The sequence below is a fragment of the uncultured Serinicoccus sp. genome (assembly GCF_947487915.1).
GTDB lineage: Bacteria > Actinomycetota > Actinomycetes > Actinomycetales > Dermatophilaceae > Ornithinicoccus.
Genome location: NZ_CANKYH010000004.1, coordinates 231,882 through 246,539 on the forward strand (window position 1 = coordinate 231,882; position 14,658 = coordinate 246,539).

Annotated in this window: 14 protein-coding genes and 1 tRNA gene; 12 read left to right on the forward strand and 3 right to left on the reverse strand. The window is 73.2% G+C overall.

Translation table 11 applies throughout. From position 1 onward, the window contains the following. The first annotated feature begins 82 nt into the window (after positions 1–82). Positions 83–1,024 carry a sugar-binding transcriptional regulator gene (locus tag Q0795_RS06455; RefSeq protein WP_298888066.1) on the forward strand — a complete coding sequence of 314 codons (942 nt, stop codon included), beginning with the start codon at positions 83–85 and terminating at the stop codon, positions 1,022–1,024. 12 nt (positions 1,025–1,036) lie between these two features. Here the strand turns inward: Q0795_RS06455 and Q0795_RS06460 are convergent, their stop codons facing one another. The 3 genes from Q0795_RS06460 to serC all read right to left on the reverse strand — a co-directional run bounded on the left by Q0795_RS06460 (position 1,037) and on the right by serC (position 4,708). Beyond that, positions 1,037–2,305, reverse strand: a complete 1,269-nt coding sequence (locus Q0795_RS06460; RefSeq protein ID WP_366942456.1) for an MFS transporter — start codon at positions 2,303–2,305, stop codon at positions 1,037–1,039. Between the two features lie 114 nt (positions 2,306–2,419). Continuing rightward, positions 2,420–3,610 carry a phosphoglycerate dehydrogenase gene (locus Q0795_RS06465; protein WP_298888068.1) on the reverse strand — a complete coding sequence of 397 codons (1,191 nt, stop codon included), beginning with the start codon at positions 3,608–3,610 and terminating at the stop codon, positions 2,420–2,422. Between the two features lie 12 nt (positions 3,611–3,622). Then, positions 3,623–4,708, reverse strand: a complete 1,086-nt coding sequence (gene serC, locus Q0795_RS06470) for a 3-phosphoserine/phosphohydroxythreonine transaminase (protein WP_298888070.1) — start codon at positions 4,706–4,708, stop codon at positions 3,623–3,625. Between the two features lie 604 nt (positions 4,709–5,312). On the opposite strand from serC, the gene Q0795_RS06475 reads away from it, so the two are divergent. The 11 genes from Q0795_RS06475 (at position 5,313) to Q0795_RS06525 (ending at position 14,637) form a co-directional block, all read left to right on the forward strand. Next, positions 5,313–7,694: an Rne/Rng family ribonuclease gene (locus Q0795_RS06475; RefSeq protein ID WP_298888291.1), complete on the forward strand. Its 2,382-nt coding sequence runs from the start codon at positions 5,313–5,315 to the stop codon at positions 7,692–7,694. A 163-nt stretch (positions 7,695–7,857) separates the two neighbouring features. Next, the gene (gene rplU / locus Q0795_RS06480) at positions 7,858–8,172 is read left to right on the forward strand and encodes a 50S ribosomal protein L21 (RefSeq protein WP_058892430.1); all 315 of its coding nucleotides are present in this window, start codon (positions 7,858–7,860) and stop codon (positions 8,170–8,172) included. Between the two features lie 30 nt (positions 8,173–8,202). Next, positions 8,203–8,472, forward strand: coding sequence for a 50S ribosomal protein L27 (rpmA, locus tag Q0795_RS06485; protein WP_058892429.1), 270 nt, complete (start codon positions 8,203–8,205; stop codon positions 8,470–8,472). 122 nt (positions 8,473–8,594) lie between these two features. Beyond that, complete coding sequence (gene obgE, locus Q0795_RS06490) at positions 8,595–10,100, forward strand: GTPase ObgE (RefSeq protein ID WP_298888074.1); 1,506 nt, start codon at positions 8,595–8,597, stop codon at positions 10,098–10,100. A gap of 58 nt (positions 10,101–10,158) precedes the next feature. Continuing rightward, entirely contained in the window at positions 10,159–11,283 is a 1,125-nt protein-coding gene (gene proB / locus Q0795_RS06495; protein ID WP_298888076.1) for a glutamate 5-kinase, read from the forward strand. Next, positions 11,237–12,613: a glutamate-5-semialdehyde dehydrogenase gene (locus Q0795_RS06500; RefSeq protein WP_298888292.1), complete on the forward strand. Its 1,377-nt coding sequence runs from the start codon at positions 11,237–11,239 to the stop codon at positions 12,611–12,613. The genes proB and Q0795_RS06500 overlap by 47 nt, the downstream gene beginning before the upstream one ends. Positions 12,614–12,653: 40 nt before the next feature. After that, on the forward strand, positions 12,654–12,878 hold the full coding sequence (locus tag Q0795_RS06505) for a hypothetical protein (RefSeq protein WP_298888077.1): 225 nt from the start codon (positions 12,654–12,656) through the stop codon (positions 12,876–12,878). Beyond that, on the forward strand, positions 12,878–13,462 hold the full coding sequence (gene nadD, locus Q0795_RS06510; protein ID WP_298751153.1) for a nicotinate-nucleotide adenylyltransferase: 585 nt from the start codon (positions 12,878–12,880) through the stop codon (positions 13,460–13,462). The genes Q0795_RS06505 and nadD overlap by 1 nt, the downstream gene beginning before the upstream one ends. Next, positions 13,463–13,846 (forward strand): ribosome silencing factor, encoded by a 384-nt coding sequence (rsfS, locus tag Q0795_RS06515; RefSeq protein ID WP_298888078.1) that lies wholly within the window; start codon positions 13,463–13,465, stop codon positions 13,844–13,846. An 8-nt stretch (positions 13,847–13,854) separates the two neighbouring features. After that, positions 13,855–14,502 (forward strand): histidine phosphatase family protein, encoded by a 648-nt coding sequence (locus tag Q0795_RS06520; RefSeq protein WP_298888081.1) that lies wholly within the window; start codon positions 13,855–13,857, stop codon positions 14,500–14,502. Between the two features lie 62 nt (positions 14,503–14,564). Further along, positions 14,565–14,637: transfer RNA gene (locus Q0795_RS06525), tRNA-Ala, on the forward strand. The last annotated feature ends 21 nt before the right edge of the window (positions 14,638–14,658 follow it).

Sequence of the window (14,658 nt, forward strand, 5' to 3'; positions counted from 1 at the left end):
CGCCGCACGCGTCCGACCCGGGAGAATGGTCCTCCCGCCCCGTCCGCCGACCCCCGGGTCGCCCATCAGCAGGAGGTTCCTCGTGGTCGTCCGGGAGGAGCGTGACCTGGCCCTGGCCGTCGCCGTGGCCCGACGGCACTACGAGCAGCACCAGGCCAAGACCGATATCGCCGAGGCGCTCGGCATCAGTCGCTTCAAGGTGGCCCGGCTGCTCGACCTGGCGCTCGAGGCCGGGGTCGTGCGCATCGAGATCGTCGAGCCGGACGCGCGCGACGGCCGGCTCAGCGAGGACCTGCGCGCCCGGTTCTCGCTCGAGCACGCGCTGGTGACCCCCATCTCCTCCACGGCCCCCGACGTCCGGGCCGAGCTGGGGCGGGCCGCGGCCGGGCTGCTCGGCCGGGTCCTGCGGCCGGACGACGTCCTCGGGCTGCCCTGGAGCCGCGCCGTGCACGACATGGTCTACGCGCTGGAGGCCCTGCCACCCGTCGAGATCGTGCAGCTCAGCGGTGCCCTGGTGGGCATCAGCGAGGACTCCAGCTCGGTGGACCTGGTCCGGCGGGCCGGACGGATGTCCGGGGGAGGGCGCCGGATGTTCTTCGCCCCGCTCGTCATGCCGGATGCGGCCGCCGCCGAGGCGGTGCGGCGGGACCCGGCGGTCAGCGGGACGCTCGCGGCCGCCGACCAGGTGACCGTCGCCGTGGTCGGGGTGGGCGCCTGGGCGCAGGGTCAGTCCACGATCTACGACGCCGTCGACGAGGACTGCCGCCGACGGGTGTCCGACGCCGGGGTCGTCGGCGAGGCCGTGGGTGCCTGCTTCGACGCCAGGGGCGAGCTGGTGCGGACCTGCCTCTCGGAGCGCCTCATCGCACTCTCGCCCGAGCAGCTGCGCGGCATCGACCGGGTGGTCGCCGTCGCTCACGGAGAGGGCAAGGTCGAGGCCCTGCGGGCCGCGATGACCGGTGATCTCATCAACGGCCTGGTCACCACCTACGACACGGCGCAGGCCCTGCTGGGCCGGGCCTGAGCCCCGAGGCGCTCACCCGTCGGCGGCGGCGTCGCCGGGGCCGTCCGCCGCCGCGCCGGCCGGCATGCGCCAGGCCGCGAGGGCCGCCGGGACCGCCAGGACGAGGGCGGCCCCGGCCACCACCGGAGTGAGCTCGAGACGCAGGGTGAGCAGCCCGACCGTCGCGAGCGTGACGAGGAAGCCGACCTCGCCGGCGACGCCCGCCACCGAGGTGATGGTGGCGCGGGTGCGGCTGGTCTGCCCGATCGCGTGCTGCAGACGGGCGTCGCCCGCCACGTAGAGGCTGCTGGCCAGCGCGTACCCCAGCCCCAGGGACCCTGCTCCCAGCCACCCGGAGCCTGCGGCGCCGAGCGCCAGGAGCGCCCCGGCGAGCAGGACCAGGGCGGCGTGGCGCCCACCGGTCAGCAGGGCGACCCGGTCGCTGAGCGCGGTCCCCAGCGCCTCGAGCAGGACGATGCCGGCCATGGCGAGGGCCACGCGCCCCACCGGTGCCCCGTCGTCGGCCAGCAGCAGGGGGAAGTACTCGTCGAACCCGACCAGGGTGACGACGGCGGCATACCCCAGCAGGACCCGACGCACCGGACCGGCGGCGCGCGCCTGGGCGACCCCCTCGCGCAGCGTGGACGCCCAGCCGTGCGGGGTCCGGTCAGCCGGGCCGGGGTCGGGCGCGGGGGCGACCGCCCGCGGTGACGTCTCGTGCGCCGGTGAGCGCGGCTCCGCAGGACCGGGTATGCCGCCGCGCACCGGCGGCGGCAGCAGCAGGGTCACCCCGACGTGCAGGACCGCCACGCCGAGGCTGGCCGCGCCCACGAGCGCGTAGCCGCCGACCTGGTGCAGCGGTGCGGCCGCCGCGATCGCCAGGGCCATGACCACCAGGGCGACGCTCTCCGCGCGCGCCTTGACCCGGGCGTACCGGTGGGGCCGGCCGCGCGCCGACAGCTGCTCGAAGAGGTAGGCCTCCCAGGTCCCCGAGTGCAGGGCGTCCGAGCACGACCACAGGACGAACCCGAGCAGGAACCCCCAGAAGCTCGGCCACAGCATCCAGGTGGCGAACGCCGCGACGTAGACGACGCCGGAGGCCACGAGCACCCGACGTCGGTCGAGCAGGTCTGCCCACGCCCCGGAAGGGATCTCCAGGAGGAAGGCGCTCAGCGACCAGACCGCCAGCAGCACCGAGATCTGCGCGGTGCTGAGGCCACGGTCGGCGAAGAGGAGGGCGTAGACGCCGAAGAGCGGGATCGCCTCGTGCGTGGCACGGTAGGCGACCGCCAGCCCGGAGATCGAGGCTCAACCCTCGCCGGACGGGAACCGGGGGTGCGTCATACCCGTCACCCTAGCCCGGACCCGGGCAGCACGGGGGTCGCTGCCCGGGATCTCGTCCGCCGAACCGCGTCGTCAGTCGATCTTGCGGGCCCGGATGATGCCCTCGATGGCCAGGATCGAGTCCTTGAGGTCGTCCTGGACCTCGCCCTCGACGTCGACGAGGGTGTAGGCGACCTCGCCCTTGGACTTGTTGGTGAACTCGGCGACGTTCAGCCCCGCGTCGGCGAGCGTCGCGGTGATCTGGCCGATCATGTTGGGCTTGTTCTCGTTGAAGATGCCCAGCCGGGTGGTGCCGGGGGTGCGGGCCATGACGACCTCGGGGAAGTTCACCGAGTTCCGGATGTTGCCGTGCAGCAGGTAGTCCGAGAGCTGGTCGGCGGCCATGACCGCGCAGTTGTCCTCGGCCTCGCTGGTGGAGGCGCCCAGGTGGGGCAGGGCGATGACCTTGGGGTGCACCGACCCGGCCTCGCTCGGGAAGTCGTTGACGTAGGCGTGCAGGTGCCCCGAGTCCAGGGCCTCCAGCACGGCCGCCTCGTCCACGACCCCGCCGCGGGCGAAGTTGAGGACCACGCCCCCGGCCGGCATCGACGCGATGCGCTCCGCGCCGACCAGGCCCTTGGTGGCCTCGATGAGCGGCACGTGCAGGGTGATCATGTCGGACCGCGCGAACAGCTCCTCGACGCTGGTCACCTGCTCGACGTTGGGGGAGAGCTGCCAGGCGCGCTCGACCGTGATGGCGGGGTCGTAGCCGAGGACCCTGAGACCGAGCGACTGGGCCGCGTTGGCGACGAGGACGCCGATGGCGCCGAGGCCGATGACGCCCAGGGTCCGGCCCGGGAGCTCGTAGCCGGCGAACCGCTTCTTGCCGGCCTCCACCTGCTGGTCGAGGTCGGCGCCGGTGAGCGACCGCTCGGCGACCAGCCCACGGGTGTAGTCGGCGGCGTGGTAGAGGTTGCGCGCCGCGAGCAGCATGCCCGCGATGACGAGCTCCTTGACCGCGTTGGCGTTGGCGCCCGGGGTGTTGAAGACGGGTATGCCGCGCGCCGCCAGGGCGTCCACCGGGATGTTGTTGGTGCCGGCGCCCGCGCGGGCGACGGCGTACAGCGACTCGGGGATCTCGGCGGAGTGCAGGTCGGCCGAGCGCAGCAGGATCCCCCGGGGCGCAGCGATGTCGGTACCGATGTCGAAGACGTCCCGGTCAAGCCGCTGGAGGCCGGTGGGGGAGATCGCGTTGAGGGTCTGGATCGCGTAGGTCTGGCTCATGGGTGTGGTGTCTCAGCCGTTCTGCTGCTCGAAGTCGGTCATGAAGTCCACGAGGGCCTGGACGCCCTCGATCGGCATGGCGTTGTAGAGGCTGGCCCGCATCCCGCCCACGCTGCGGTGGCCCGCCAGCCCGGAGAGCCCGGCCTCGGCGGCGGCCGCCACGAAAGGCTTCTCGAGGGCGCTGTCGGGGACGAGGAAGGGCACGTTCATCCAGGAGCGCGCGGCGGCCTGGACGGGGTTGGAGTAGAAGTCCGAGGCCTCGATGGCGCCGTAGAGCAGGTCGGCCTTGGCCCGGTTGCGACGCGCCATCTCAGCCACGCCCCCCTGCTGCTCGACCCACTCCAGGACCAGCCCCACGAGGTACCACGCGAGCGTGGGCGGGGTGTTCAGCATGGAGTCGGCGTCGGCCATGGCCTTCCAGTCCAGGGCTGCGGGCACGTCCGGGCGGGCCCGGTCCAGCAGGTCCCGGCGGACGACGACGACGCAGATGCCGGCGGGGCCGAGGTTCTTCTGCGCACCCGCGTAGATGACTCCGAAGCGGGAGACGTCCAGTGGGCGCGAGAGGATCGTGGAGCTGGCGTCGGTGACCACGGGGACGGCACCGGCGTCCGGGACGTAGGGGAACTCGACCCCCCCGATGGTCTCGTTCATCGTGTAGTGCAGGTAGGCCGAGTCCGTCGGCACCTCGAGGGAGCCCTGCTCCGGCACCGTGGAGTAGTTCGACTCCTTCTCGTCCGCCAGCACCCGCACGTCGACGTACTTGCGACCCTCGGCGACGGCCTTGGCCGACCAGGACCCGGTGTGGAGGTATGCCGCGGAGGCACCGGGGGAGGCGAGGTTGAGCGGCACGGCGGAGAACTGACCGGTCGCCCCTCCTTGGAGGAAGAGCACCGCGTAGTCGTCCGGCACCGACAGCAGCTCCCGCATCCGGCGCTCGGCCTGGGCCGCGATGGAGACGAACTCGGGGCTGCGGTGGGACATCTCCATGACGGACATCCCGGACCCGCGCCAGTCGGTGAGCTCGGACTGGGCCCGCTCGAGGACCTCGAGCGGCATGGTGGCTGGACCGGCTGAGAAGTTGAAGACTCGCACGGGCATCTACCGTACCGTCAACCTCGGGCTGTCCCGGCCACGGGGCGAGGGTCGTGGCGGGGCGCCGGAGATCCGCAGGACGCCGGTCCGTCACTGCCGCGCGGGGAGGTGGGTGTGCGATACTGCCAAGCGGTCGGACGGTGCCCCACAGCGCCGTGCGGCCCGGCACGAGCCCCTGTGGTGCGCCTCACCAGGTCAGCACGCAGGTCGTGGACGCGATGATGACCATCTCGTACGGAGCCCGTGCCGCGCCGGAACCGGTGCCGCGCGATCGCGCGAGCCGCAGCCGGTGACACAGGACGACTTCCGTCGCGGCCGACCGGTCACGACGACACCGCACCCGCGTCGCGCGGGGAGGGAGGCCCCCGGGCCTGGTTGTGGACCGCAGCCGTGCGACCTGGAAGGACACCACGTGTCTGACGAACGCACGCCCGCAGGCCCCGTCGACGAGCAGCCCTCACCCGCGCAGGTCGCCGAGGACCCGGGCACCGGGACCGAGGTCACCGAGCCCGAGCAGCCGCTGACCGAGGACCCGGACGTCGAGGAGGAGGCCGAGAGCGCCGAGGACGACGACGCGCAGGCGCCGGCGACCACGCCGTCCTTCGGCCTGGTGTTCCAGGCCCCGGACCTGACGGACCTCCCGCCGCGCCGCTCGCGCCGGGCCACCTCGGCATCCACCGCCCCGGCCCCGGCGCCGGAGCGCGAGCCCGACACGGCTCCCGAGGACGCCCCCGATTCCCAGGACGGCGAGGACGACGACGACAACGGTGGGCGTGGACGCCGGCGCCGCCGCCGGGGAGGCAAGGGCCGACGCTCCCGCGCCGGCGACGACAGCGCAGCGGAGCAGCAGTCCGACGACCAGCCCGAGGAGGCGGCGGCCGAGTCGACGGGGCAGGACAAGCCCTCCGGCTCCTCCCGGCGCCGCCGGGGAGGGGGAGGCTCGGGGGCGAAGGGCTCCGCGAGCACCCAGGGCGACCAGAAGGGCGAGGACGCCCAGGGCGGCCAGGGCGAGGAGCAGCCCGACGCGAAGGAGTCCGAGGGCGACGCGTCCGGGGGCACCAAGCGGCGGCGTCGCCGCTCGCGCAGCGGCAGCGAGCGCTCCGCCAAGGACGAGGTCTCCTCGGTCAAGGGGTCCACGCGGCTGGAGGCCAAGCGGCAGCGCCGGCGCGAGGGCCGGGAGGCCGGCCGGCGGCGCACGATCATCACCGAGGCGGAGTTCCTCGCCCGGCGCGAGAGCGTCGAGCGGGTCATGGTGGTCCGTGGGCTCGAGGACCGCACCCAGATCGCGGTCCTGGAGGACGGGGTGCCGGTCGAGCACTACGTCTCCCGCTCCGCGCAGTCCACCATGGTGGGCAACGTCTACCTCGGTCGGGTGCAGAACGTCCTGCCCAGCATGGAGGCGGCCTTCGTCGACATCGGCAAGGGCCGCAACGCCGTGCTCTACGCGGGAGAGGTCAACTGGGACGCGGCCGGGCTCGAGGGCAACCAGCCCAAGCGCATCGAGAACGCCCTGAAGTCGGGGGAGTCGGTCCTCGTCCAGGTCACCAAGGACCCGATCGGCCACAAGGGCGCGCGGCTCACCTCGCAGGTCTCGCTCCCCGGTCGCTACCTCGTCTACGTGCCGGGCAACTCGATGACCGGCATCTCGCGCAAGCTGCCGGACACCGAGCGGACCCGGCTGAAGAAGATCCTCAAGGAGGTCGTCCCCGGTGAGGCCGGCGTCATCGTGCGTACGGCCGCCGAGGGCGCCTCGGAGGCCGAGCTGCGCGCCGACGTCGAGCGGCTGACCGCGATGTGGGAGCGGATCGAGGCCAAGTCGCGGACCGCCAACGCGCCCGCGCTGCTCCACGGCGAGGCCGACATGACCGTGCGGGTCATCCGGGACGTCTTCAACGAGGACTTCGCCAAGCTCGTCGTCTCCGGCGACAAGGCGTGGAACGAGGTCAAGCGCTACATCGACGACGTCGCCCCCGACCTCGCCGACCGTGTCGAGAAGGACACGGGCACCCACGACGTCTTCACCACCTACCGCGTCCACGAGGCCATCGCGAAGGCGATGGACCGCAAGGTGTGGCTGCCCTCGGGCGGTTCGCTGGTCATCGACCGCACCGAGGCGATGACCGTCGTCGACGTCAACACCGGCAAGTTCACCGGCTCCGGCGGCAACCTGGAGGAGACGGTCACCAAGAACAACATCGAGGCGGCCGAGGAGATCGTGCGGCAGCTGCGGCTGCGGGACATCGGCGGCATCATCGTCGTGGACTTCATCGACATGGTCCTGGAGAGCAACCGCGACCTGGTCGTCCGGCGGCTGCTGGAGTGCCTGGGTCGCGACCGCACCAAGCACCAGGTGGCGGAGGTGACCTCGCTGGGGCTGGTCCAGATGACCCGCAAGCGGGTCGGTTCGGGTCTCATCGAGGTCTTCTCCGAGAACTGCACGCACTGCTCGGGCCGGGGTGTGGTCGTGCAGACCGAGCCGGTCGTGCGCAGCGGCGGCGACGACGGCAACGGTGGCAGCGGCGGCAGCGGCTCCGGTGGCGGCAAGCGGCGCGGCAAGGGACGGGGCGGCAACGGGGGCAACGGCAGCGGGTCGGAGCCCAAGAACGTCCTGCCCACGCCCAACCCCTCCGGGCCCACCCCGGCCCAGATCGCCGCCGCGGCCCACGCCGCAGCGCTGAGCGCGGGGGCGAGCTCGGAGGCCGCCGACGCCGCAGCCGGGGCGGCCGCCCACGAGGTGACCGACCAGGGCGAGGCCCCGGCCCCGGCCTCGCAGCAGGACGGGCAGCAGGACGCGGCGGCCACCGAGCCGGAGCCGAGCGCAGACGACGTGGCCCCGGCCGCGCCGTCCGCCCCGGAGACCGTGACGGACTCGGCGCCGGTGACCGAGGCGGCCTCGGCCGCGCCGGCCCCCAAGCGTCGGCGCCGCGGGCGGGTCGTGGCTCCGGCCGGGCCGCCCGTGGGTGAGGATGCCGCCGGTCCAGAGACGGACTGAGTTTGGAGGCCGGGCGCCGCGCACGGTAGTCTGGTGCGTCGGTTCGCCCCACGGTGCGGCACCGGTCTCGCAGACGACATCCTGGTATGTCGGCTCGGCCGGGTCCCCATCCCTGCAGGGCGCGTCCGAGCCCACCGCGAGAGAAGCAGAAAGCGAGTTCAACGTGTACGCGATCGTCCGTGCTGGCGGCCGCCAGGAGAAGGTCTCCGTCGGCGACGTGCTGACCATCGACAAGGTCGGCGGCAACGCTGCGGCCGGCGACACCGTCGAGCTCGCGCCCGTGCTCCTGGTCGACGGTGACGCCGTGACCACCGACGCCGATGCCCTCGGCAAGGCCACCGTGACCGCCGAGGTCGTGGGTGCCGTCAAGGGCCCCAAGATCGTCATCCAGAAGTACAAGAACAAGACCGGGTACAAGAAGCGGCAGGGCCACCGCCAGCCGCTCACCCAGGTCAAGATCACCGCGATCGACGCCTGAGCGTCACCCGAGCCAAGGAGGAGTCAGCAGATGGCACACAAGAAGGGTGCGTCCTCGACCCGCAACGGTCGTGACTCGAACGCCCAGCGCCTCGGCGTGAAGCGCTTCGGCGGTCAGGTCGTCGGCGCGGGCGAGATCATCGTCCGCCAGCGTGGGACCCACTTCCACCCCGGCGAGGGAGTCGGCCGCGGCGGTGACGACACGCTGTTCGCGCTCGTCCCCGGTGTCGTCGAGTTCGGCGCCAAGCGGGGCCGCAAGACCGTGAACATCGTCGGCCAGAGCGCGACCGTCGACGCCTGAGGCGCGGCACCACATACCTGATGAGACGCCGGGTCCGCCCGGCGCACGGCATCGGCGACGCCGGTGGGTCCGACACGACCCGCCGGCGTCGCGGTGTCTGCACCACCTGAGAGGATCTGCCCATGGCCAACTTCGTCGACCGGGTCGTGCTGCACCTGCGCGCCGGCAAGGGTGGCCACGGGGTGGCCTCCGTCCACCGGGAGAAGTTCAAGCCGCTGGGTGGTCCGGACGGCGGCAACGGCGGCCGCGGGGGCGACATCGTGCTGCGGGTGGATGCCCAGGTCACGACGCTCATCGACTACCACCACGGACCCCACCGCAGCGCCCCCAACGGCCGCCCCGGCGAGGGTGACGAGCGCAACGGGGCCCAGGGGGAGGACCTCGTGCTGGCTGTCCCGTCGGGCACGGTCGTCACCACCCGCGGTGGAGAGGTCCTGGCCGACCTGGTGGGGGACGGCACCGAGTTCGTCGCCGCCCGCGGCGGTCGCGGCGGGCTCGGCAACAAGGCTCTGGCCTCGCCGCGGCGCAAGGCGCCCGGCTTCGCGCTGCTGGGGGAGCCGGGTGAGGAGACCGAGGTCGTCCTCGAGCTCAAGACGCTGGCGGACGTGGCGCTCATCGGCTTCCCGTCTGCCGGCAAGTCCTCCCTGGTCAGCGTCCTCTCGGCCGCGAAGCCCAAGATCGCCGACTACCCCTTCACCACGCTGGTGCCCAACCTCGGGGTCGTCACGGCCGGCGGGGAGCGCTTCACCATGGCCGACGTCCCCGGCCTCATCCCCGGGGCCAGCGAGGGCAGGGGGCTGGGGCTGCAGTTCCTGCGGCACGTCGAACGCTGCCACGTCCTCGTGCACGTCATCGACTGCGCGACCCTGGAGCCGGGCCGGGACCCGCTGACCGACCTGGAGGTCATCGAGGCCGAGCTCGCGGCCTACGTGCCCCACGGCGAGCTCGGCGGCATCCCCCTCGCCGAGCGGGTGCGCGTGGTCGTCCTCAACAAGGCGGACGTCCCCGAGGCGCGCGAGCTCGCCGAGATGGTGCGCCCGGACCTGGAGGAGCAGGGGTATGAGGTGCACGTCGTGTCCGCGGTCGCGCACCAGGGCCTCAAGGAGCTGACCTTCGCGCTGGCCGGCCACGTGGCCCGGGCCCGGGTCGAGCACGTCGACATCGAACCCGCGAGGGTCGTCATCCGGCCCCGGGCGCTGGACGACCAGGGCTTCACCGTGCGCCGCGAGGGCGGCGGCGAGGAGGAGGTCTTCCGGGTGCTGGGCGAGCGGCCCACGCGCTGGGTGCGGCAGACCGACTTCGCCAACGACGAGGCCGTCGGCTATCTCGCCGACCGGCTCGCCCGGCTCGGCGTCGAGGAGGAGCTGCTCAAGGCGGGAGCGGTCGCCGGCTCGACGGTGCTCATCGGTCCCGAGGACGACGCCGTCGTCTTCGACTGGGAGCCGACCATGGCCGGCGGCGCCGAGCTGCTGGGCAGCCGTGGCACGGACCTGCGCCTGGACGACCGCTCCCGCCCGACCCGGGCCGAGAAGCGCGACGCCTTCCACGACCGCAAGGACGCCGCCAGCGCGGCCCGCGAGGAGCTGCAGGCCGAGCGCCGCGCCGGTCACTGGACGGACGACGGCTGAGGCGTCCAGGTCGACACAGATGCATGAGTATGCACGGTCGTGGAATAGTATTCGTCCCATGGCCTCGACCGTCGACCGCAGCGTCATCCGGGACGCGCACCGCATGGTCGTCAAGGTCGGCTCGTCCTCGCTGACCGGGCCGCAGGGCGGTCTGGACGGCTTCCGGCTGCAGGCGCTCGCCAGCAGCCTGGCCAAGCTGTCGCTGGGCGGGACCCAGGTCGTCCTGGTGTCCTCGGGCGCGATCGCCGCCGGCATGGTGCCGCTGGGTCTGGAGCGCCGGCCCAAGGACCTCGCGACCCAGCAGGCCGCCGCGAGCACCGGCCAGGGGGCGCTCATGGCGGCCTACACCCAGGCCTTCACCCTCCACGGGGTCCAGGTGGGCCAGGTGCTGCTGACGGCGCACGACATGCACCGGCGCAGCCACTACGTCAACGCCTCACGCACCCTCGAGCGCCTGCTGGAGCTGGAGGTGGTGCCCATCATCAACGAGAACGACACGGTGGCCACCGACGAGATCCGCTTCGGCGACAACGACCGGCTGGCCGCGCTCGTCGCCCACCTGGTCGACGCGGACGCCCTGGTGCTGCTGTCCGACGTGGACGCGCTCTACACCGCCCACCCGTCCCGACCGGGCGCCTCCCGCATCCCCCTCGTGGCAGGGGCCGAGGCGTTGGCCGCCGTCGACGTGAGCAGCGCCGGGTCGGGCGTGGGCACCGGGGGGATGCAGACCAAGGTCACCGCCGCGCAGATGGCCGTCGCCGAAGGCATCCCCGCCCTCGTCACCAGTACCGACCAGGTCCACCAGGCGCTGCGCGGCGAGGACGTCGGCACGCTCTTCACCCCGGTGGGGACCAAGAGCCCGGCGCGGCGGCGGTGGCTGGCGCACGCGAGCAGCGCAACCGGCAGGGTCGTCCTCGACGACGGCGCCGTGGAGGCGGTCGTGCGGCGGCAGACCTCGCTGCTCCCGGTGGGCATCACCCGGGTCGAGGGCCGCTTCAGCGCCGGCGACACCGTCGACCTGTGCGACGAGCAGGGCCACGTCGTGGCCCGCGGGCTCGTCGGCTACGACGCGGCCGAGCTGGGCCCGCTCGTCGGCCGCCGACTGGTCCGTGACGCGGCGCTGCGCTCCGGCGCGCCTGCACCACGGCCGGTCGTCCGCCGGGACGACCTGGTCGTCCTCTAGACCGACCAGCACGTCATACCGTCACCGGCCCACCGGATCAGGAGGTCCCATGAGCACCATCGCCCCCCAGGTCGTCGAGCACGTCGCCGAGGTCGCCCGGGCCGCGCGCACCGCGGCCCGCCAGCTCGCGCTGCTGACCCGTGCCGAGAAGGACGCCGCCCTGCTCGCGCTCGCGGACGCGGTCGACGCCGGCGCGGACCGGGTCGTGCAGGCCAACGGAGAGGACCTCGAGCGCGGCCGGGCCGCCGGCCTGCCGGACAACCTGCTGGACCGTCTCAGCCTGGACGCGGACCGCACCCACGCCGTCGCGGACGCCCTGCGTCAGGTCGCCTCGCTGCCTGACCCCGTCGGCGAGGTGGTGCGCGGCTCCACCCTGGCCAACGGGCTGCAGATCCGCCAGGTGCGCGTCCCCATGGGGGTGGTGGGCATGATCTACGAGGCCCGCCCCAACGTCACGGTCGATGCGGCCGGGCTGGGGCTCAAGAGCGGCAACGCGGTCATCCTGCGCGGCGGGTCCGCCGCCGGGTCCACCAACGCCGCCCTCGTCGCCATCCTGCGGGCCGGCCTGCAGGAGCGGGGGATCTCACCGGACGCCGTCAACCTGCTCTCCGAGGGCGGCCACGACGCCGCGCGCGCCCTCATGACGGCCCGCGGACTCGTCGACCTGGTCATCCCCCGGGGCGGCGCCAGCCTCATCCAGACGGTCGTCACCGAGTCCACGGTGCCGGTCATCGAGACCGGCATCGGCAACTGCCACGTCTTCGTCGACGCCAGCGCCGACCCCGACATGGCGGTCTCGATCGTCACCAACTCCAAGACGCACCGCACCTCGGTGTGCAACGCGGCCGAGTCCCTCCTGGTCCACCGTGACGCGGCCGAGCGGGTGCTGCCCGGTGTCATGGAGCAGCTGGCGGCCGCCGGGGTGACGGTGCACGGTGACGAGCAGACGAGACGGTATGCCGAGGCCGCCGGGGCGGCGTACCAGCCGATCACCGACGAGGACGACGACACCGAGTTCCTCTCCCTGGACATCTCGGCCCGGGTCGTCGAGGACCTGGACGCCGCCATCGCCCACGTCCAGGAGCACACCAGCGGCCACACCGAGGCCATCGTGACGGCCGACCGTGCGGCCGCCCGCCGGTTCACCACCGAGGTCGACGCCGCCGCGGTGCTGGTCAACGCCTCCACCCGGTTCACCGACGGCGGGGAGTTCGGCTTCGGTGCCGAGATCGGCATCTCCACGCAGAAGCTGCACGCCCGCGGACCCATGGCGCTGCCGGAGCTGACGACGACCAAGTGGGTCGTGGAGGGTGACGGCCAGGTGCGCTGAGCCGCCCTGGCACCGCGCGCCGCCAGGTACAGTGGTCCCCATGTCGCCCGCGCTGAGCCTGCACCTCCTCGCCGCCGCCGAGGAAGGCGGTCACCACGTCGTCAACGAGCTGCCGTTCCCGCCGATCATGTTCGGCGTCTTCGCCATGCTCGCCTTCCTCCTGCTGCTGGGCTTCCTCTGGACCTTCCGCAACACCCTGGCCCTGGACCCGCACGGGGTGGCCGACGCGCACCACAACCCCGACGTGGGCCGAGACCAGCACTGATGCGGCTCGGAGTGATGGGTGGGACCTTCGACCCCATCCACCACGGCCACCTCGTGGCCGCGAGCGAGGCGGCCCATCTCCTCGGGCTCGACGAGGTGCTCTTCGTCCCCACCGGGCAGCCCTACCGCAAGGACGCGAGCGAGGTGACCGACGCCGAGCACCGCTACCTCATGACGGTCATCGCGACCGCGTCCAACCCCAGCTTCACCGTCAGCCGGGTGGACGTGGACCGTGAGGGCCCCACCTACACCCTGGACACCCTGCGCGACCTGCGGGACGAACGCCCGGACGACGAGCTGTTCTTCATCACCGGCGCCGACGCGCTGGCCCAGATCCTGTCCTGGAAGGGCGTCTCCCAGCTGTGGGAGCTCGCCCACTTCGTCGGGGTGACCCGGCCGGGGCACGTCCTCACCGACGCCGGCCTGCCGGAGGACAAGGTGACCCTCCTGGAGGTCCCGGCGATGGCCATCAGCTCCACCGGGTGCCGTGAGCGCACCGCGCAGGGCGAGCCGGTGTGGTACCTCGTGCCCGACGGCGTCGTCCAGTACATCGGCAAGTACGACCTCTACCGGAAGGACCCCTGAGTGGCTGCCACCCCACGTGCCGTCGAGCTGGCCCAGGCCGCGGCGGCCGCGGCCCAGGACAAGCTGGCCCAGGACGTCGTCGGTCTCGACGTGTCCGGCCAGCTCGCCCTGACCGACGTCTTCGTCATCGCCTCGGCCCCCAACGAGCGACAGGTCGGCGCCGTCGTGGACGCCGTCGAGGAGCGGCTGCTGCAGCTGGGCGCCAAGCCGCTGCGCCGCGAGGGCCAGCACGAGGGGCGGTGGGTGCTGCTCGACTTCAGCGACATCGTCGTGCACGTCATGCACGCCGAGGACCGCGAGTTCTACGACCTCGAGCGGCTCTGGAAGGACTGCCCGCACGTGCTGGACGCCACCGCTGATCCGGCCGCCCCCGACGAGGCCTGAGCAGGGGTATGCGGCGGGTCATCGTCTGGAGGCACGGCGAGACGGCGCACAACGCCGGGGGCGTGTTCCAGGGGCAGCTGGACACCGAGCTCTCGGAGCGGGGCCGCGAGCAGGCGCGCCGGGCCGCGCGCACCCTGGCCGGGCGCGGGGCGCAGCGCCTCGTCTCCTCCGACCTCCTGCGGGCCCGGCAGACCGCCTCCGAGCTGGCGGCGGTGACCGGTCTCGAGGTCGAGCCCGACGAGCGGCTGCGCGAGATCCACGTCGGTCGCTGGCAGGGCCTGACCCACGCCGAGGTGACCTCCCGCTACCCGCAGGCCCAGCTCGCCCTCGAGCGCGGTGAGGACGTCGTCCGGGGGGAGACGGGGGAGCGGCTGGCCGACGTCGCGGCCCGCACCCGCGCCGCCTTCGAGGACGTCGTCGCCGGGCTGCACGAGCACGGGACCGCGGTGCTGGCCACCCACGGCCTGGCGACCCGGGCGCTCGTCTGCGCGGTGGTCGGCCTCGACGTGGCCCAGGCATCCCAGGCCCTCGTGGGTCTGCGCAACTGCCACTGGGCCGACCTCGTGGAGCACCCCACCGGCTGGCGGCTGGAGACGTGGAACACCGGGGCCCCGGACGCCGGCGCGACGGGCACGATCGCCCACCCCGTGCCGTGAGCAGGGATTTGGCGATTGCCGAAGGCGCTGGGTAAAGTAGCGGAGTCCTCACGGGGCGACCCGGGGCTGTGGCGCAGTTGGTAGCGCACCTCCATGGCATGGAGGGGGTCAGGGGTTCGAATCCCCTCAGCTCCACCGGATCAGGGCCGGGCACCC